Source organism: Methylorubrum suomiense, assembly GCF_022179765.1.
In the GTDB taxonomy this organism is placed as follows: Bacteria; Pseudomonadota; Alphaproteobacteria; order Rhizobiales; family Beijerinckiaceae; genus Methylobacterium; species Methylobacterium suomiense.
Genome location: NZ_BPRE01000012.1, coordinates 119,986 through 138,530, shown reverse-complemented (window position 1 = coordinate 138,530; position 18,545 = coordinate 119,986). Strand labels below are relative to the sequence as shown.

The 18,545-nt window shown below is 64.9% G+C and carries 14 protein-coding genes and 1 pseudogene; 11 read left to right on the top strand and 4 right to left on the bottom strand.

Going from position 1 to position 18,545, the window contains the following annotated elements:
• Window positions 1–433: 433 nt before the first annotated feature.
• The 5 genes from MFF26_RS18500 (at window position 434) to MFF26_RS18480 (ending at window position 6,977) form a co-directional block, all read left to right on the top strand.
• Complete coding sequence (locus tag MFF26_RS18500) at window positions 434–3,061, top strand: glycosyltransferase family 2 protein (RefSeq protein ID WP_137830827.1); 2,628 nt, start codon at window positions 434–436, stop codon at window positions 3,059–3,061.
• A 27-nt stretch (window positions 3,062–3,088) separates the two neighbouring features.
• Entirely contained in the window at window positions 3,089–4,714 is a 1,626-nt protein-coding gene (locus MFF26_RS18495; protein WP_137830826.1) for a hypothetical protein, read from the top strand.
• 133 nt (window positions 4,715–4,847) lie between these two features.
• A complete protein-coding gene (locus MFF26_RS18490) occupies window positions 4,848–5,249 on the top strand; it encodes a hypothetical protein (RefSeq protein ID WP_137830825.1) in 402 nt (133 codons plus the stop codon).
• Window positions 5,250–5,451: 202 nt separating this feature from the next.
• The gene (locus MFF26_RS18485) at window positions 5,452–5,682 is read left to right on the top strand and encodes a hypothetical protein (RefSeq protein WP_238308291.1); all 231 of its coding nucleotides are present in this window, start codon (window positions 5,452–5,454) and stop codon (window positions 5,680–5,682) included.
• Window positions 5,683–5,783: 101 nt separating this feature from the next.
• Complete coding sequence (locus MFF26_RS18480) at window positions 5,784–6,977, top strand: hypothetical protein (RefSeq protein ID WP_238308290.1); 1,194 nt, start codon at window positions 5,784–5,786, stop codon at window positions 6,975–6,977.
• Window positions 6,978–7,172: 195 nt separating this feature from the next.
• Here MFF26_RS18480 and MFF26_RS18475 read toward each other — a convergent pair whose 3' ends face one another.
• Complete coding sequence (locus tag MFF26_RS18475; RefSeq protein ID WP_137830822.1) at window positions 7,173–7,370, bottom strand: hypothetical protein; 198 nt, start codon at window positions 7,368–7,370, stop codon at window positions 7,173–7,175.
• Window positions 7,371–7,729: 359 nt separating this feature from the next.
• On the opposite strand from MFF26_RS18475, the pseudogene MFF26_RS18470 reads away from it, so the two are divergent.
• Window positions 7,730–8,499, top strand: a pseudogene (locus MFF26_RS18470) (IS5 family transposase).
• 242 nt (window positions 8,500–8,741) lie between these two features.
• On the opposite strand, the gene MFF26_RS18465 reads toward MFF26_RS18470, so the two are convergent.
• Together MFF26_RS18465 and MFF26_RS18460 are read right to left on the bottom strand one after the other, a co-directional pair.
• Window positions 8,742–10,016, bottom strand: coding sequence for an NtaA/DmoA family FMN-dependent monooxygenase (locus tag MFF26_RS18465; RefSeq protein WP_238308289.1), 1,275 nt, complete (start codon window positions 10,014–10,016; stop codon window positions 8,742–8,744).
• Entirely contained in the window at window positions 10,013–10,822 is an 810-nt protein-coding gene (locus tag MFF26_RS18460) for an ABC transporter ATP-binding protein (RefSeq protein WP_238308288.1), read from the bottom strand. Before MFF26_RS18460 ends, MFF26_RS18465 begins: the two co-directional genes overlap by 4 nt.
• A 287-nt stretch (window positions 10,823–11,109) precedes the next feature.
• Between MFF26_RS18460 and fepB the strand changes: the two genes are divergently transcribed.
• The 3 genes from fepB (at window position 11,110) to MFF26_RS18445 (ending at window position 14,086) form a co-directional block, all read left to right on the top strand.
• Window positions 11,110–12,000, top strand: a complete 891-nt coding sequence (fepB, locus tag MFF26_RS18455; RefSeq protein ID WP_137830839.1) for a Fe2+-enterobactin ABC transporter substrate-binding protein — start codon at window positions 11,110–11,112, stop codon at window positions 11,998–12,000.
• Between the two features lie 80 nt (window positions 12,001–12,080).
• Window positions 12,081–13,055 (top strand): FecCD family ABC transporter permease, encoded by a 975-nt coding sequence (locus MFF26_RS18450; protein ID WP_210236218.1) that lies wholly within the window; start codon window positions 12,081–12,083, stop codon window positions 13,053–13,055.
• Complete coding sequence (locus tag MFF26_RS18445; RefSeq protein WP_137830818.1) at window positions 13,052–14,086, top strand: FecCD family ABC transporter permease; 1,035 nt, start codon at window positions 13,052–13,054, stop codon at window positions 14,084–14,086. The genes MFF26_RS18450 and MFF26_RS18445 overlap by 4 nt, the downstream gene beginning before the upstream one ends.
• A gap of 19 nt (window positions 14,087–14,105) precedes the next feature.
• Here MFF26_RS18445 and MFF26_RS18440 read toward each other — a convergent pair whose 3' ends face one another.
• Complete coding sequence (locus MFF26_RS18440; protein WP_137830817.1) at window positions 14,106–14,879, bottom strand: IclR family transcriptional regulator; 774 nt, start codon at window positions 14,877–14,879, stop codon at window positions 14,106–14,108.
• Here MFF26_RS18440 and MFF26_RS18435 point away from each other — a divergent pair.
• Both MFF26_RS18435 and MFF26_RS18430 read left to right on the top strand, forming a co-directional pair.
• Window positions 14,878–17,310 (top strand): TonB-dependent receptor, encoded by a 2,433-nt coding sequence (locus tag MFF26_RS18435; RefSeq protein WP_137830816.1) that lies wholly within the window; start codon window positions 14,878–14,880, stop codon window positions 17,308–17,310. The two genes, MFF26_RS18440 and MFF26_RS18435, sit on opposite strands and share 2 nt — an antisense overlap.
• Before the next feature lie 283 nt (window positions 17,311–17,593).
• On the top strand, window positions 17,594–18,424 hold the full coding sequence (locus MFF26_RS18430; protein WP_137830815.1) for a siderophore-interacting protein: 831 nt from the start codon (window positions 17,594–17,596) through the stop codon (window positions 18,422–18,424).
• The last annotated feature ends 121 nt before the right edge of the window (window positions 18,425–18,545 follow it).

Here is an 18,545-nt window from a genome sequence, read left to right as displayed (position 1 = left end):
TTCGCCAAGGCAGGGATTGCACGAAATGCACGTGCCCGCTCTCTTTTTGCGACGCGCTCTCGTGATCGAACCCGTATCGACGTTGCGAGGAACGCTCCGCTGCCTGCAACCCGATCGATGTTGTGGGGACGGCCGTGCTTCGAGTTCTCGATCCTCGCAGATTTCCGCATATCGATCATGGCGTTACCGAGTACAGCAACAATCGGTGGATCCTTGCCGGGTGCCGCTCTCTCAGGCAAATCGCCGGAACAACCGCCGTCGTGCGTACAATAGCTTTTCCGCATGAGATCGCCCGTCATCCGGTCGGGCCGGCTTCGTTGCGAGCGAGCGCATCCCGATCGCTACGGTGCCGAAAGATGTCCGTGGCCACTTCCGAAAGTTAGCGTGGTCGATTGAGTCAGACGTTGAACCGTTCGTGCCGATACCTGCGGCGATGCCGTCGAAATGCCAGCCGACGGGCGGCCGCATCGTGACAAGTGCCGCTCGAAGCAGGCTCTACCTGCTCGTCCTCGGACGCCTGCCGCGCCCCCATGATGGCGGCGAGGGGACCCCGCCGGATCAGTTGATCGTGGATCTTCTGGGATCACGGGAGTTCGCCGTATCGACGGCGGAGCCATTGCTGGACGGCTGCTACGATGCGCCGATCGATCTCTGCGATCCAGATTTACAGAGTTGGGCCGAGCAGACCTTCTCGCTGGAGACAGCGCCGCAGCAGCCGCGACTGACCGTTCTCGCCCGCGTCCTCGGAAGCCAGATGGTCGCGACGCACCGAATTCGCGCGGAGGCGCCGTGGTCGGCCGGCGCCCTGTCACACGCGCTTCAGAGCTTTGCCGGCGAGGCTCCTTTGGCAGAGAGAGATCTCGACCCGCTGCAGATCTTTGCACGGGTTGCGGATGGCATCGAGATCCTCGACCTCGCGGGCATCACGACCGGCGACGCCACCGGCGGGGTCCGTCTCGCGGCAACGGGAGGCTCCGTGCTGTTCCGTCTCTCGCAGGCGGGCCCATCGGCATTCTGCCGTCTCGACCTGGGAATGGCGATCGATGGCGGGGAGGGGAGCGCAAGTCTCGCCGTGGACTATGGCGACGGGTTCAGCGACGCGCATGTGCTGCGGCTGGCCCCGAGAGGGCGGCGGCGCTACCCAGTCTTCCTGGCGGCACCGGATCGCATCCGGCATGTACGATGGGAGCTGACGGCACCGGGCCAACTCGCGAGGCCGCTCCTTCTGAAAGCGAGACCGCTCTCGAGGAATGCCGTCGAAAACACGCTGAGGCCGATCGTCGGCGCGCGCGCGACAGGCTGGCTCGACGATCACACTCTGCCGACTTTGCGTCCCGGCGATCCCGAAGCCCAGGCCTTTCGCCTATCGCGTCGGTTGAGCCGCGATCTTGGCGGTCATGTGAATGGCGAGCGAGGCTACGAGGATTGGCTCGCCTGGACGGCAGGATCTCACGCCGCAGCCCGCCACGATCCGAGTGGCCGGTCTCCCGGTTTCGATCTGATGATGAGGGTCGAACCCTCACAGCTGTCGAGCGCGCGGGCGACGCTCGCGAGTCTCCGGTGTCAGACTTACCCCTTCTGGACCGTGAAGGTCGTTCTCATCGGGGCATGTCCCGATGAAGCGGTAGGCTCGCTCGCCTCGGTTATCGAAGATTGCGAGCGCGTGACGTTGCTGCACCGGCCGCCGAACAGCACGTGGGCGGCCGCCTTCAACCTCGCGCTCGCTGGGGCAACCGGGGACTGGCTCGCCTGCCTGCTACCCGGTGACCTCCTCGCGGCCGATGCACTCGCCGAAGTCGCGGCCCATCTCGGCGGGAACCCAGATCTACGCTTCGTCTACGCCGACCATGACCGGCTCGATGCCGAAGGGCTTCGTAAAGATCCAACTTTCAAACCTGACTTCTCTCCGGAAGCACTGCTCGGTTTCGATTACGTTGAACGGCCAGCCTTCATGCGCGTCGACGATGTCCGCGCCGTCGGCGGCTGGCGCGAGGTGGCAGCCGAGGGCGTGGGGTACGATCTCACGCTCAGGATCACCAGCCGGCTCGCCCCCGCGGCCATCGGGCATCTCTCCCGTGTCCTGCTTCACGCCGGATGCGGTACGGATGCCGTTCACGGCACACCCGGCCTCGCGACGATCCTTCGCGAGCATTTGGCTCGGACGCGAGTAGAAATGCGTGTCGATCCGGTGCCGGGCGTCGGCCTGCACCTGCGCCACCGCCCGACGAGACCGGCTCCAACGGTATCGCTGATCGTGCCGACGCGTGATCGAGCCGACTTGCTTGGCCTGTGCGTCCGCTCGATCATCACGCACACGGCCTACGACGATTACGAAGTGATCGTCGTCAACAACGATTCGCGTGAGCCCGAGACGCAGGAGCTGTTCGAGAGCTGGCGCAGCGACCCGCGGATCCGCGTCGTCGACCAGCCCGGCCCGTTCAACTTCGCGCTGCTCAACAACCGGGCGGTCGATCTCTGCCACGGTGAAGTGGTCGGCTTGATCAACAACGACGTGGAGATCAATTCTCCAGACTGGCTCACGGATATGGCCCTTTGGGCGCTGCATCCGGGCATCGGCTGCGTGGGAAGCAAATTGCTGTTTCCCGATAGACGCGTCCAGCACGGCGGCGTAATTGTCGGCGTCGGCGGCGTTGCGGCGCACTCACACAAGTTTTCCGAGGGAGACGCGATCGGTTATGGACGCAGGCTGGCGCTCGTCCACAACGTTTCGGCAGTCACCGCAGCGTGCCTTCTTATCCGGCGATCGCTGTACGAGGCCGTCGGTGGTCTGGACGAATCATTGCCGGTGCTCTTCAACGACGTCGATTTCTGCCTCAAGGTCGACGCTGCGGGCTACCGCAATATCGTATGTCCGTTCCACCCTCTGATCCATCACGAGAGCAGCTCGCGCGGCCGCGATGTCACCGCGGCACAACTGGCGCGGCTTCGCACCGAAACGGAGATCATGACGCGGAAGTGGGGAAACCGCCTGCATCGCGACCCGTATTACTCACCCAATCTGACCAGGATCCATGAAAACTTTGACTACAATTGGATCTGAGCGGATTCAGCAAAGGTTCGCCGTCGTTTGACCGCATCGTCTTCGCCCACCATCCACGCGCCGGCGGTTCAGCCGACCGGCTGGGGTGAACGCGCCTCCGTCCTGCTGGTTAGCGTGCCGCACGGTGCTGCATCCATCCTGGCGTCGTCGCTCCGCAGGCTGGATGGTGGCCGACCTTTTGCCTCCCCGGAAGATGCGCCGGACGAGGGTGGATGCAGTGCCGCGTTGCTGCCGCTGCACGACAGGTTTTTAGCGGAGCTCGGGACAAGCCGGAACGACCCCCTGCCGACGGGACCGGAACGGGCAACGCCGCTGAAGCGCATCGCCTTCGCCGCCGAGCTCCGACGTCTCGTCAACCCGATCTTGGAACATCGTCGGCTTCTCATCGAGGAGCCGAGTGTCGGCCTCCTGCTTCCGGTTTGGATGGAGGCTCTCTCGAGCCTGCGGTGCCGCATCGCCTGCATTCTGGTCGTCCGTCACCCGGACGAGGTCGCGGCCTCCCTTGCTGCCTACAACGACCTGTCCTTGCAGGAAGGGCTCATGCTCTGGCTGCGCTACGTTCTGGATGGCGAACGCGAAACGCGCGGCGTCGCACGGGTGGTCGTGATGCACCACGAGGTCCTGCAAGATCCTAACGCTGTGCTCGACAGGATATGCGATCACCTCGGTTTGACGAGCCGGACCGACGTTCAGGCCTCTGACATTCCATCGTCTACGACGAAGGAGCGTGCGGACAAGAGTTCGGGCGCTCTGGCGGATCTCTGCCGACAGGCTTGGGCAGCCGTATCGACATTGGCAACGGACAGTCGCAACCAGGCGGCGCAAACGACGCTCGATAAGGTTGGTCGTGCGTACCGGCAGGCCGCCGCCCTGTTCGGACCGGCTCTTGAGGCCGCGCGCGCGGCAGCGGTCGCGCATGGACAACGGCAGCGCGAAAGCACCGAGGTCTTCGAGAGGCGGGTGCAACGGTATGAGGAGGTCGCAGCGGAGAGGGATGGACGCATCGCTGCCCTGACGACGGAAGCGACGCGGTGGCGGGAGCAGGCTGCGGCGCTCGCAACGACCTGCGCTTCGGCAGAGAAGGATCTCGTCGGGCTCCGTGCCGAGCAGGCGGCCGCAGCGCTGGAAATCGAACAATTGCGGACGACCTTGCGCGTCGAGGCGGACGAGGCTCTGCGGCAAGCCGCCCACCAGCTGCGCGTCCTGTTGGCCGCCGAACGCTACAGCATTGAGATGGAGCGGGAACAGAATCGCCGATCGCATCAGCAATTGCAGGGCGAACAGAAATCAATCGCAGCCGAGTTGACGACGGCGAAGGCTGCATTGGCACAAGCACGCGAGCTGAACGAGCACATGAGAGAGGACGCTGCAGCGTCCTTGAAAACAGCGCGAGGTAGCTTGATCACCACCATTGCCGAACTGCGCTGGCAAGAACAGCTGAGCAAGCGGCGTTCGGATGCACGAGTCGAAGAGCTGCAACAATCGGTTGCCGACCTGGCAGTCAGTCTCGACCACGCACGATCGGAGACGGAGCAGGGCCGACAGGAAATGGCTGCGATGGCTGAAGAACTCACGGCAAAGACGGCCGAACTTCGAGCGATCCACGCTTCGCTGAGTTGGCGCCTGAGCCACCCGTTCAAGCGACGCGAGTAGGAGCGGGTTCCGCATCAGGTCGTAGGCCCGTTGCGGTGAAGGCGGCTCAGACGGCCATACGCGGATCATGTCATTGCGAGAAAAAGATCCCGTGCGCCGTTGATGTCATTTGCAATGGATTAGAGTCACGCTGATGAACGCTTCTGCCGCATCTGCCCTCAACGGCGCTCGGATTCAGGTGCCCAACACACCCGAAATCTGGTTGATCTATCATGGGATGCGCCGCCACATTGTCAGCCCAGCTGTCTACCAAGCTCTATTTTCATCAGGCGAGGGTATCATCGAGCTCGAAAGCGTAGATCAAATTCTCAGGGGGCCGGACCTCAACGACGGAACGTGTCTCATTCAAGATGAGAACGGAGGGCCGATTTTTCTCCTCACGGGTTTCCCAGATACGGAAGTTCGCAAGCACAACATCATCTCTTACGACACATTTCAGGACTTCGCTTTCGACATGTCGAAGGTTGTCCGGCTTCCGAGCCTCGTCATCGCCGGAATCCCGGTCGGCCGCGACATTCGCAGCGCAGCCGAATAGCTGCATCGATTCCTCATCATGGATTGGGCCGGTCGGTTGCCCCGCCCAACAGAGTCTGCCGCAAGCAGCAGGTGGTGTGCAGGGAATGTTTCGCTCGGCGTCGGCAACAATGGGCGTCCTTGTTCTGCGAATGATACCGGACGCCCTGTCGCCTGAACGGCTACCCGCGTCTCCCGGCTCGAAATTTTCCGGTCGGCGGCCGATGTCCGGATCGACAGCAAAACGCCCGGCGCGCCGCACGCAATACGAAACCGACGACTTCAACACCGCACCGTCGATCTCGTCATTCAATCTCACCGATGACCCCAACCGACTCGTCTTTGAGCCGCTCGATACGCTCGATGTGGTTCTCGAGCGGGGCAGCGCCGACCGTAGGCTAGCTCAAACTAATGAGGCAGCAACGCTTGCAGGCGGGAGTGACCATTCGCGATGAATGGGCCCATCCATGGTTAACGCGTTATTTGAGCCACCCCTTGAAACCTTTCGTTGATAAATCCCAGCGCTGATAGCAATCAGGATCTTAGGGATGATTCGATGTTCTACCCTCACATAAGTTTTTCTGCCGCTCTCAGCGGAGGCAGCAATGGTAGCTTCAAGATCACTACCCGCCTTAATACTACCAATTACGAGGACGGCCAATACTGGAAATTTGAGAACGGGCACCTCTCAGAATCGGGGAAGGGGTTATACAGCGCTTCGTTTGAGAGGAATTATTATGATGATGATGGGTACCTCATCAGGAACACGTCAGGCGATGCCAACAATGTCGCCACCTCTACTTATGAGCGGGACGGCTCTTATTCGAAATATTTCTCTCAACAGAGCAATATATCTTATAGTTTGTCCGTAAATATCGATGGTTCGGGCATAGAGACCTGGACCGATACCTATGAGTCCCCCCCGGAGATCCGTACGCAGGTCTACGCCCCTGGAACATTTTCCGTCACGCCCCAAACACCCCATGCAGCTGTTTTCAACACGGCGACCTACCAGCTCGATTCATCTTCCAGAATCGTCAAGATGCATCTCCCGGAAGACGACGGCGGCTTTCTGGATGTGCGATACGACTACTCGGGAGCGAAAGCGGCGGAGCGGCACCTGCTTTCGGATGCCAACGGTGAGCTGGTCGAAGAAACCCGTTACGACTCTAATGGCCACCTCTATTTCGAATTAGATTTCAATTCCGACGGGAGTCGGACAACTACGCACTATAAAAGCGGGAGCTATATTCCGTCGAGCGACAACACAATTTTCGAAGATGGATCGTCGATCGCGCATGAATATGGGCCTGGAGGGAAAGTTACATCGACCACTAATGTTTCCGTCGATGGTACGAAGACGAAAATCTTCGACAAACCCGATGGACTGTACACCAATACGTACAAGGATGGCGCCCTTGCCCTGACCGAAATCTTGAAATCAAATGGATCGAAAACAGCCGTTGCATTCCAAAAGGGCATCACCGTCGCCGACACGGATGCGAACGACCTTTTCACAAGCTTCGGACATGACACCTTTGTCTTCAGCGGCGGGGGAAATGATACGATTCGCAACTTTCACGCGACCGGCGAGCTATCCGATGTCATCAAGCTCATCGGCATCAACCCGGAGCACGTCTCACTATCGATGCAGGGCCAAAACACCGTCATAGACGTCGGCGATGATGCTTCGATCACTCTGGTCGGAGCGAAATTCGCTGACGTGATCGACAACATCCTCTTTGCTTGATCATATTGGGCCGCTCGCTCGAATGCGCGATCGGAGCGGCCAGCCCTTAAAGCTCCGAAGACCGCCGATCCCACCGCGTCGAGCCGGTTTTGCCTGTATGAACAAAGCAGAACCCGACGTTGAGCCACGAGCGGCTCAACGTCGGTGATCCGTATCCCCGAGCCCATGAGCAGAGTGGGCTCGACGCTCGGTATGTTACCGGCTTCCGAAGCCGGTCTGCTCGCGCTCGATGGCCTTCAGCGCGCTCTCATGCGCTTTGGCCTCGCTGGTGAAAGCACGGTCAGACCGCTCAGTCAGTTTGCCGTGCTTCCGAAGAGCCCAGCCGAAGTGCCCCTCGGGCTTCTTCAGCGGCTCTATCGTGATGGAGTAGGGGTGGGGTGCATCGATCGACATATGGACGGTATGCCATGGCAGCGAAACCGTTGCCACCTCAGCCCCACCATAAGGGCCCTGTCAGCCCCAAACCATTCGGGTGGTCGCGTTGCCAGCATCAGACGGCTCATTGGGTAACCTATCAAAAGTTGCATTGTCCTTATCCATACCGCTGATAATGGTACCGCAATGCAAAATGGAAATGCCGGTAAATAAAAAAATCGAAGTATTCCGCACTTGTCGGCGAGCATCGCCTTGGCGAAATCATTTCCTTCCGACGTCTCAATGGAGATCGACGGTCTGATAATACCTAGGATTTGTCGTCGCTTGAACGGACTGGCTTGTTTTGCGTTTTCGTCTCTCTGATTGCGGGAGGGATAATGCTAAGTGACGCGCAATGGTCTGAACTGGAGCCCCTGGTCGAGGCCTGCTGGCCCAAGGCCAAGACGCCGCCCCAGGACCTGCAACGCACCCTCTCGGCGATCCTCTGGCGGCATCAGAACGGGGCCAAATGGCGGGCGATCCCGGAGGAATTGGGTCCGTGGTGGCGGGCCGCCCAGATCTTCATCCGCTGGTCCCGGGCCGGTGTCTGGGAGCGGCTGCTCACCCTGGTGCAAGAGCGCGGCTGTCAACTCGGGCTGGTGTTCCTCGACGGAACGAACGTGCGGGCTCATCAGAAGGCAGCCGGGGCCGCCAAAAGGGGGGATCTGCGGCCGAGCGGGATCATCATGAAGCACTTGGCCGCTCGCGTGGCGGCTATGGCACCAAGGCTTGCGTGATCGCCGACGGGCGAGGCCGCACCATCGCCTTCCGGCTGGCGCCCGGTCAGGCCCATGAACTGCCCCATGCGATTTCGCGGCTCGACGAGTTGCCCGGCGTGCCCAAGTGGGTCGTGGGTGACAGTGGCTACACCAGCCACACCTTTCGTGAGCACATCTGGACCATGGGCGCACGGCCCGCGATCCCGCCCCAGCGCCATGAGGCGGCCGTCGCCTGCCCATGCTGGATCGACAACAACCGTAACTAGGTCGAGCGCCTCTGGGCCAGGTTTAAGGAGTGGCGGGCTATCGCTACCCACTACGAGAAGACCACCGCCAGCTTCACCGGTGTCATCTGCCTCGCGGCCGCCATCGATTGGCTCAACCGATGACACGCCCTAGCGCGCTGCAGCACCGCCACAATAAGCATTGTGACCTTCTTGGACGTTTCTTTCCGTGCCTTCGGGCCACGCCGGGCTATCGGCCGCCGGCGCCTGTCATCTACATACATTTTACCTTCCGGCTACCCATGACCGCCGTCATTCAGTAATTTCTCACTCAGGCCGGTCTAAAATCCGATCAGGTCAAGCACGTATGGATTCGCAAGCAGTACTAAAACAGAGCAGTCCCTGCGTCAGCCGAGACGCAGATGCTGCCTCAGCGTCGTACCGTCGTATGTACGGCGGAACAGCCCTGCCGCGGTCAGAGCGGGGATGAGTTCCTCTAGGAACAGATGCAGCGACCCCTCCGAACCGCCAGGCAAAGCGATGAAGCCGTCCAGCGCCCCCGCCTCGAACCAGTCGAAGACGTCGCGAAGGACATCGTCGACGGTCCCTACCGAGACCCAATGCGCCGAACCGACAACCTCCGGTCGAGCGAGCAACTCGTCCACCCGAGGTCGGTGCACCACGATATAGCGGCGAAGTAGGTCGGCATGGGTCCGGCTGCGCACGGGTGCATCGTCCGGCGGCAGCATCTCGGGGCCGATTCTGGTTTCGGCGGGGAGGGCGCCGAGGTCGAGCCCGAGGACCGTTCTCACCGCCGCGCGGCGGGCGTCCTCGGTGAGGTGGGCGTGAGCGCGGCGATGCTCCGCAAAAGCCTGCTCACGGGTTCGTGCCAGAAAGACGTACAGGCCCGGCAGCACCCGCACCGAATCGGGATCGCGTCCGTGTGCCGCCGCCCGGCGGCGCAGGTCGGTGCGGAGCGCCAGCCCCGCCTCCCGGTCCGGCGTGGCGGCGAAGGTGGCATCGGCAACCGAGGCGGCGAAATCGCGGCCGGTCTCGGAGGCGCCTGCCTGGAATAAGGCCGGCGGTCCGGCCTCGTGCGTCGGAACGTTGAGCGGGCCGCCCACCTCGAAGAACTCGCCGCGATGGTCGATCGGCGCGCAGGCGCCAGCCTCGTCGAGAGCCTGCGCGGGGTAGCTCTTCCACAAGGCCTTCAAAACCTGCGCGAACTCGGCCGCCTTGCGGTAGCGCAGGTCCGGGGGCGGCATCGGGTCAGCCCCGAAATTCTCCGCCCCCTCGATCGAGGTGACGATGTTCACCCCGGCTCTGCCGCCGCTGAGCCATTGCAGCGACTGGATCTGCCGTGCCGCGAGGTAAGGCGGGACGAAGCTGCTCGACAATGTCGTTACCAGCCCGATGGCTTCGGTCTCGCGGGCGAGGGCGGCGAGGAGGAGGGTGGGGTCGAGCCCGGCCAGCGCGCGGGGCATCGCGGCCCGCGCTGGCGGCATCGCCAAAGTGTCCGGCTTGAATACGAAATCGAGGCAGGCCCGCTCCGCAGCGCGGGCGAGCCGCAGGTGGAACGCCACCGGATCGCGGTCCTCCGGCGCCCCGGGACCCCACGCCGCTGCACCCCTCATCCACGTCGGCGTGAGGCTGAGGCCGATATGGAGCTGGCGCCGGCTCATGGGACGACCTCCTGCGGGCGGGCATCCTTGCGGCCGCGGGGAACGATCAGCGGCGTACCCGATACGGGATCGTCGATCACCACGCAGGGCAGGCCGAAGACCCGCTCGACCAAGTCGGGTGTGACGATCCGCGACGGACTGCCCTGCGCAAGGATCGCCCCGCTTCTCATCGCCACGAGGTGCGAGGCGTAACGGCAGGCTTGGTTAAGGTCGTGCAGCACCGCAACGACCGTACGCCCCTCGGCGTTCAGCGCCGCGAGCAGGTCGAGGAGGTCGATCTGGTGGGCAATGTCGAGGAAGGTCGTCGGCTCGTCGAGCAGCAGCAGCGGCGTCTCCTGCGCCAGCACCATGGCGATCCAGACCCGCTGGCGCTGGCCGCCGGACAGTTCGTCCACGGGCCGGTCGGCGAGGCCCGCCACCCCCGTCGCTGCCATGGCCTCCGCGACGGCTTGCGCATCTGCCCGCGACCATTGTCGGAGGAACGACTGATGCGGATAGCGCCCCCGCGCCACGAGGTCGGCGACGGTGATCCCGTCCGGGGCCGTCGCCGTCTGCGGCAGCAGGCCAAGCCGGCGGGCAACCTCCTTGGCCGAGCGCTCGGCAATCGGCTTTCCGTCGAGGATCACCTGCCCGCGCCGGGGAGCGAGCAGCCGAGCCAGGGCGCGCAGCAGGGTGGACTTGCCGCAGGCATTGGGGCCGACGATCACCGTGAACGCGCCGTCTGGGATCGCCAGCGACAGGTCCGTCGCGATCGTGCGTGCCTCGTAGCAGAGCGTCACGCCATCCGCATGCAGGCGATGCGTCACGGGCGGAGCCCCCGGATCTGGGGCAGCATCGCGCCGGCCGTTGCGGGAAGTGGAGCGATCGCGAGGGTCACGCCCGCGGTCTCCCTGTCGAGATCGGCGCCGTCCGGGAGCCTCGGGGTCCCGGCAGATACCGGTCATGTCACCGAGCCTTGTCGCATTGCGGAACGTGATACGCCATAAGGAATGCGCCGTCCCCCCGTTCCCCTCGCTCGGCCGGCCGTTCCCTTCCACACGATTGCCGCAGGACCCACGTGACGATACCGCTGGCGAGACGCCACACCGCTCTCATGCTGCTCGGCGCCGGCTTGGCGCTCCGGACCGGACTGTCTCCGGCGCGGGCTGCGTCGGATACGCCGCGGCGCATCGTCTCGACCTCGCCCAGCATCACCGGCATCCTCCTCGCGATCGATGCCCCCGTGGTCGCCAGCGCCGCGACAACGCCGAGTTTGATCACCGACGCGAAAGGCTTTTTCTCGCAATGGGCGGCGGAGGCCGACCACCGGGGCGTGGCGGTGCTCTATCCCAACGTCGCCTTCGACATCGAGGCCGTGGTCGGCGCCAAGCCGGACTTGGTCGTCGTCTCCGCCACCGGTCGGGACAGCGCGGCGCCGCATCAGGCGGAGTTGGAGGCCCTTGGGATCAGAAGCGTGGTCGTCGATTATTCGAGCCGGTCCTGGCAGGAGCTGGCCGTCGAACTCGGCCGTGCCACCGGGCTAGAGGCGCAGGCCCAAGCCGCCATCCGCCGCTTCAATGAGGATATGGCGGAGGCGGCGCGCGCCATTGATCCGCGGGGAGCGAAAGTCAGCGTGGTCGGCTACGACATCGCCGGCAGCTACTCCGTGGCGCGGCACACCAGCCCCGTCGCGCAACTGCTCGATGCCCTGGGATTCACCGTCGTGAGCGTGCCGCCCAGTCTGAAGCCGAACAGCACCCGGGCCTCGGACTTCGTGTTCTTCTCGCGAGAAAACCTGTCCGCCGCCATCACCGGCGACAATGTTTTCCTGCTGCGGGCTACGGCCAGGGATGTGGAGGCCTTTCTGGCCGAGCCGGTGCTCGCCAATCATCCCGTCATCGTTCACCGCAGGGTCTACCCGCTCGGGCCGACCTCCTTCCGGATCGATCCCTATTCGGGCCGACAGGTCGCCGACGCCCTACGCGCGGCCTTCAGCAAGCCATGAGCGCGGAGCCGACGGCGACCGACGCCGCCGCGCCGGCTGCGCGGCCGCGGCGGCGGGGCGGACCAACGCTCGGGATCCTAATGCTCGGAATCCTGGTGGTCGCCGCGCTGGCCCTGGCGAGCCTCGCCATCGGCTCGCGGCCCATCGGCCTCCGCAGTGTGGCCGCGGCACTGGTCGCCTACGACCGCGCCGACGATCTCCACCTGATCGTGCGCGAGGTGCGCCTGCCGCGGATGATCGTCGCCGTGCTGGCCGGAGCGGCCCTGGGGATGGCCGGCGCGATGATGCAGGCGCTGACGCGTAATCCCCTGGCCGAGCCGGGCCTGCTCGGCATCAACGGTGGCGCGGCGACGGCGGTAGTGCTCGGCGTCAGCCTGTTCCACCTTGCTCATGTCTCGCATTACGTTCTGTGCGCGGCCGTCGGTGCGGGGCTCGCCGGTGTCGCCGTCTTCGCCCTCGGCCGGGCCGGCGAGACTGGCATCAACCCCGTGCGCCTGCTCCTGGCCGGGGCCGGGATCTCGGTGACGCTCGCGGCGGTGACCGGCCTCGTCGTACTCAATGCGCCGCCGACGGTGTTCGAGGGGTTCCGCACCTGGATGGCCGGGTCGCTGGAACGATCGGGCTTCGAGGCCGCCGTGGTGCTGGTCGTGGCAGTGTCCGCCGGCCTCGCGGTCGTCCTGGCACATGTTGACAGCCTCAACGCGCTGGCCCTCGGCGACGACCTCGGCCAGGCCCTGGGTGCCGATCCGCGGCGGGTATGGCTGCTCTCCTGCCTCAGCGTGATGATCCTGGCGGGTGCGGCGACCGCGGCGGCGGGGCCGATCGGCTTCGTCGGGCTGATCGCACCGCATCTCGCCCGCGCGGTCGCCGGACCGGACCAGCGCCGGATCCTCGCTTTCTCCGCTCTCTTCGCCGCCGCCCTGCTGCTCGGCGCGGACATGGCCGGGCGTGTGATCGCCGCGCCCTCCGAGGTCCCGGCCGGCATCGTCACCGCCCTGCTCGGCGGCCCGTTCTTCGTCGCCGCCGTCCGCCGCTTCCGGGTGGGTGGGCGATGAGCGCATCCGCCCGCGTCATCCGGCTCGGCCGGGCCTCGCTGCGCTGGCGCCCGCGCAGCCTCCTGCTGTGCGCGGTGCTGGCCGGGCTCTGCCTCGCCCTCGGGCTGGCGCTGCTCGGCACCGGCACGCTCGCCTTCCCACCGGGCGAGGTTCTGGCCGTACTGGCCGGACGAAGCGGCAACCCCGTCGCGGAGCGGATCGTCCTCGGCCTGCGGCTGCCACGGGTGCTGACCGCCCTCTGCGTCGGGGCCTCGCTGGGCATGGCCGGCGCGATCTTCCAATCGCTGTCGCGCAACCCCTTGGGCTCCCCGGACATCGTCGGCTTCACCACTGGGGCGGCCACCGGCGCCATCGTCCAGATCATCCTCGCCGATGCCGGGCCGCCGGCCGTATCCCTGGCGGCGGTCGCCTCCGGCATGGCCACCGCCGCCACCGTGTTCCTGCTGGCGCTGAAAGGGCGGCCGGGCGGCGGCAACCGGCTGGTGCTGGTGGGGATCGGTGTCGGCGCGACACTCGCCGGCCTCAACACGGTCCTGCTGGTCGAGAGCGATCTCGACCGGGCGGTGGCGGCGCAGGTCTGGCTCGCCGGCTCGCTGACCGCCCGAACCTGGTCGCACGCCATCCCGGCCGCCCTGGCCCTGGCGGCGATCGTGCCCCTGGCGCTCGCTAGCGCCCGCCCCCTTGCCCTGATGGAGATGGGTGACGATGCGGCACGCCAGCTCGGCGTGCCAGTGGAGCGGATGCGCCTCGTCGCAGTGATGACGGCCGTCGCGCTCACCGCCACGGCCACCGCCGCCGCCGGGCCGATCGCCTTCATCGCCCTGGCTGCGCCGCAGCTGGCGCGGCGGCTCGTCGGCTCGGCCGACCTGCCGCTGCTGTCGGCGGCGGCGATGGGCGCGGTGCTGCTCCTGGCCTCAGACCTCCTCAGCCAGCGCCTTCCCTTCGGTGTGACCATGCCGATTGGCTTGACGACCGGGCTGGTAGGCGGCCTCTACCTGCTCTGGCTCCTGGCACGGAGCCGAAAGCTCTGAGGCGTGGGCCGCCGAGTCATCAGGGACCGCCCGCCTCGCGGCTGCTTCGCCGCGCCGCCTCGCACAGGGCGGCACGGTGCCCCTCCTTCTCTGCCACTTCGACATGTGACACCGTCGCGACCACGCAGGCGATCTCGCCGAGGGCATTGAAGACCGGCGCTGCCTTGCCGGTGAGCTGGCGGAACAGACGCTCGTCAAGCTCGGCTATCCCCGCTTCGCGAATGGCGACCAGTTCATCGGACCTGGGCGCGCTACCCCGGAAAGCTGCGGGCTGGCGGCGACGCGCCGAGGCGATCATGTCGGCAGGCAGGTAGGCCTGGAACACCAGCCCGCATGCCGTGCTGTCGAGCGGCAGCACGTCGCCAAGCGTCACTGTGCTGATCGTGAACCCGGCGCTGCGGTACCAGCGCACGATGGTCGGGCCGCGCTCGGTCCAGATCGCCACTCCGCAGCTCGCCGCATGCCCTGCTGCCATGATCTGCATCGATCGGGCGGCGATCTCGACAGGCTCGATCCGGCGCAGGGCGCGGACGCCGATGCGTAGGGCGGCGGGGCCGAGATCGTAGCGCCCGAGCTCATCCTGCGCGGCGAGCCCTTCCTGGACGAGGCTGCGCATGTAGCGGTGGGCGGTCGAGGCGCCGGTGCGGCCGCGCCGGGCGATCTCGCCAAGGACCAGGGGCCCCTCCGCCTCTGAGAGCAGGTCGAGGAACCGGAACGCCATCGCGACCGACTGGATCGTCGCTGACCGCTTTGCAGCAAAGTCTCCGGTCTTGCCCTGTCGAGGCGCTTTCATGCCACCGTCCCGTCTTCGAGCGCAGGGTGGCGCAGCGCCCTCCTGCGGGACCCAGCAGATCCGGCGCGGGCAGGCCGCGCGGCCCCCCGGACGGACTGGCCCGCCTACCCGTATTTGCTCCGGCGGAGCAACGCTAGTTTTGAAAAATTCTGAAATAAATCAGGTACGTGGCGCGTTTGCAACGCCGCGCGATCAAACGGCCACGCTTGAGCGCGCCATGTTGACTCGCGGAACGCATATCGGATTGTGGAATGATGGCGCTCTGGATTCGATGCGCGATCGTCGATCCCACGCCACCCAACTCTCTACGAACGGTCACGAGACCCCGATGCCGACGACCTCTGTCCAACGGTGGCTGCGCAGTGTCAGCGGCGCCGCACTTCTATCCATGCTGGGGAGTGCCGCCCTGGCGCAGAAAGCCACCGACATCGCGCAAGCAAACGCGGTACAGCTCGAGGAGATCTCCGTCTCCGGCGAGAAGATCACGCGCCCGCTCCAGCAGACGGCCTCGTCGGTGACGGTGGTGACCCGCGAGGAGATCGAGAAGGACGTGAACCGTAACTCGGCGTCAGACGCGCTGCTCGGGACGCCCAACGTCAATTTCCCCACGACGGGCGGTCTCGGGGGCGCTCCGACCATCCGCGGCCAGGACAGCGAGGGTCCGAATTCCGGTGCGACCGCGTTCTTCGGCGGCACCGTGCCGCGGACCATCGTCAACATCGACGGCCACAATCTCACCTACAACGAGCTTGTCTTCGGCAGCGTGCCATTGTGGGACACGAATTCTATCGAGGTCTTCCGCGGACCACAGACGATCTCGCAGGGTGCCAACAGCATCGCTGGCGCGATCGTGATCCGCACCAACGACCCCACCTTCGTCCCCGAGGCCCGGTTCCAGGCCCTCTACGGCAGCCGCGACCTCAAGCGCACCGCAGCCATGCTGAACATGCCGATCTCGGACGAGGTCGCTGCTCGTCTTGCCGTGGATTATTACGGGCGGGACAATTTCATCAACTACATCAACCCGGCCTTCAACGGCACGGGTACCGATCTCGACCTGGAAACGGCCAACATCCGCTTCAAGGTGCTGTACCGGCCGAAGGAACTGCCGGGGCTTGAGGCGAAGGTCACCTATTCGCGCACATTCAACAATCGGCCGACCTTCGAGGCCGCGAACCGGCCGTTCTCGCAGCGCAACAGCATCGTCACCTCGTCCCCGACCTATGCCAACATCGCCAATGTCGGTATTTTCGATCTCGGCTACGACTTCGGGAATGGCGTCAAAATCGTCAACCAATTTCAGTATTCAGACGTACTGACGAAGCGGTACACCGCACCGGTCAACAACGGATCGGCGACGATCCATCCCAAAAATCTCTCGAACGAGTCCCGCGTCACTTTCGGAGACCCACTGGTCGAAGGCCTCAGTGGTATGGTCGGATATTACTACTATTCGACCGATTCCATTGACTCGCTGAACTTGATCGGACCAACCCGCTACAGCGACCATCGCGACAGTCTCGGCGTCTTCGGCGAGCTGAACTATCGTTTCCTCGAAAAGTGGACGTTGTCCGGCAGCCTGCGCTACCAGTACGACGACCTCAGCCGGGCCGGCACCTCGCCCTATGCCCGCGAGTTCCTGAATTACAGCCGTGCCTTCAGCGTTGTCCTGCCAAAGGTCACCCTGTCCTACGACATCACCCGCGACGTGACGGTCGGCGCCCTCTACAGCGAGGGCTACAATCCCGGCGGCGTCTCGCTGAACCTGACCACCGGCCGATACATCTCCTTCAAAGAGGAGTCGGCGCGCAATTACGAATTGTTCGCGCGGGCACGTCTTCTTGACGACCGCATGTTCCTGACCACCAACCTGTTCTACACCAACTTCAAAAACGGCCAGCACTACATCGATCAGAACCTCGCCCCCGGCGTGTTCTCGTCCTTCACCGTCAACGTCGACGCCTCACGCTCCTATGGCGCCGAGATCGGTGCGGATTACCTCGTTCTGGATAACCTGCGCGTGAAGGGCGGCATCGGCCTGCTCAACACCCGCATCACCCGCGATCTCAACACCCGGGCGGTGTTCCAGGGCAAGCAGTTCGCCCGCGCCCCGGCCATGAACCTCAAGGTCGGCTTCGACTGGGAGTTCATGCCGAAGGTGACGCTGGGCGGCGTGGTCCGCTACACTGATGATTACTTCTCCGAGGATGCCAACAACCCCCTCGCCAAGATCAAGAGCTACACGGTCGCCGATGCGCGGATCACCTACGTGGCCAGCGAGAACGCCCGGCTGTTCGTGTTCTGCAACAACCTGCTCGATGACCGCTCCGTCACCTACCAGCGCCTGACCCGCGCCCGGCCCTCGAACTACTACGAGGGCACCCTGGTGCTCCCCCGCGAGATCGGCGGCGGCGTCGAGGTCAAGTTCTGATGTGGCCTGCGGTCCCGCCGAAGCGAGATCCTCAAGCCGTGTCCGATCGATACCGACTGGGCACGGCTTAAGGGCCGTAAAACTCGAGTAGGCCTCGATCCAAGGCATTGTGATTGTACGATCTTCCGATTTCTTTAGCTTGGGTCGGCCGGTCCGATCCCGGCTTCTCCTCTGACCAAAACCAACTGGACACGTGGCCCGTTCGCGCGGCCGCCAGCCCCCCGATCGCTGCCGTACGGCGGCTCTCCGCGGCGCCTGTCGCCGGAGACCGGAAAGAGGTTTCATGACGATGAGCACGGACAGCCCGGAAGGGCCGCGCGAACGGATGACGCGGCGCCAGCGCCACCCGGTCGTGCTGCGGCAGCTGTCAGTCCTGCGCACCGTGCCCCTCGGCCCGGCGATGCGGCGCATCACCCTCACCGGCCCGGACCTCGATGGTTTCGCGAGCCCCGGCTTCGACGATCACGTCAAGATGTTCTTCGCCGCTCCCGGCCATGACAGGCCGGTGCTGCCGGAGACCGGACCGGACGGGCTCGTCTTTCCTGAGACCGGCCCCCAACCGCTGGGACGTGATTTCACGCCGCGCCGCTACGATCCCGAGGCGCGAGAGCTCGATATCGATTTCGCGCTGCTGCACGAGGGCCCGGCCAGCCGCTGGGCGGCCGAGGCCCGGCCGGGGGATCCCGCCTGGATCGCCGGCCCGCGCGGTTCCTTCCTGGTGCCCTTCGACTTCGACTGGCATCTCCTCGTGGCCGACGAGACCGGCCTTCCGGCCCTGGCGCGCCGGCTTGAGGAGTTGCCGGCGATGAGCCGGGCGGTGGCGCTGATCGAGACCCACGATGGCGAGCCCTTCGTGGCGCTGGCGCATCCCGTCGGGGCCGAGATCGTCTGGGTGCGCCGCGGCGAAGGACACGGGGCGGCGATCGTCGCCGCCCTGCGCGGCCTGACCTTTCCGGCGGGCTATTGCTACGCCTGGATCGCCGCGGAATCCGCCGTCGCCAAGAGCCTGCGCACCGTGCTGATCGACGAGCGTGGCGCCGACCGTCGCTATGTGCGCGCTCACGGCTATTGGCGCCAAGGCGCCGCCGCTGTCCACGACGACTTCGACATCTAACTTTCTCGGCTCCCGATAAAGCCGAGCCCAACTGATTTAGAACGCCTAACAGAACGGCACGCTGTGGTGGGTGAGGCGTTGGCTGAGTATGGCTCGACCTCTGCTTCCCGACGATCTCTAG

Excerpts from the sequence above, each read along its gene's own strand:
- MFF26_RS18490 (WP_137830825.1), top strand. The coding sequence starts at position 4,848 with ATGAACGCTTCTGCCGCATCTGCCCTCAACGGCGCTCGGATTCAGGTG.
- fepB (WP_137830839.1), top strand. The coding sequence starts at position 11,110 with ATGCTGCTCGGCGCCGGCTTGGCGCTCCGGACCGGACTGTCTCCGGCG.
- MFF26_RS18500 (WP_137830827.1), top strand. The coding sequence starts at position 434 with ATGCCGTCGAAATGCCAGCCGACGGGCGGCCGCATCGTGACAAGTGCC.
- MFF26_RS18480 (WP_238308290.1), top strand. The coding sequence starts at position 5,784 with ATGTTCTACCCTCACATAAGTTTTTCTGCCGCTCTCAGCGGAGGCAGC.
- MFF26_RS18445 (WP_137830818.1), top strand. The coding sequence starts at position 13,052 with ATGAGCGCATCCGCCCGCGTCATCCGGCTCGGCCGGGCCTCGCTGCGC.
- MFF26_RS18440 (WP_137830817.1), bottom strand. The coding sequence starts at position 14,879 with ATGAAAGCGCCTCGACAGGGCAAGACCGGAGACTTTGCTGCAAAGCGG.
- MFF26_RS18435 (WP_137830816.1), top strand. The coding sequence starts at position 14,878 with ATGCCACCGTCCCGTCTTCGAGCGCAGGGTGGCGCAGCGCCCTCCTGC.
- MFF26_RS18475 (WP_137830822.1), bottom strand. The coding sequence starts at position 7,370 with ATGTCGATCGATGCACCCCACCCCTACTCCATCACGATAGAGCCGCTG.
- MFF26_RS18465 (WP_238308289.1), bottom strand. The coding sequence starts at position 10,016 with ATGAGCCGGCGCCAGCTCCATATCGGCCTCAGCCTCACGCCGACGTGG.
- MFF26_RS18485 (WP_238308291.1), top strand. The coding sequence starts at position 5,452 with ATGTCCGGATCGACAGCAAAACGCCCGGCGCGCCGCACGCAATACGAA.
- MFF26_RS18450 (WP_210236218.1), top strand. The coding sequence starts at position 12,081 with ATGCTCGGAATCCTGGTGGTCGCCGCGCTGGCCCTGGCGAGCCTCGCC.
- MFF26_RS18430 (WP_137830815.1), top strand. The coding sequence starts at position 17,594 with ATGACGATGAGCACGGACAGCCCGGAAGGGCCGCGCGAACGGATGACG.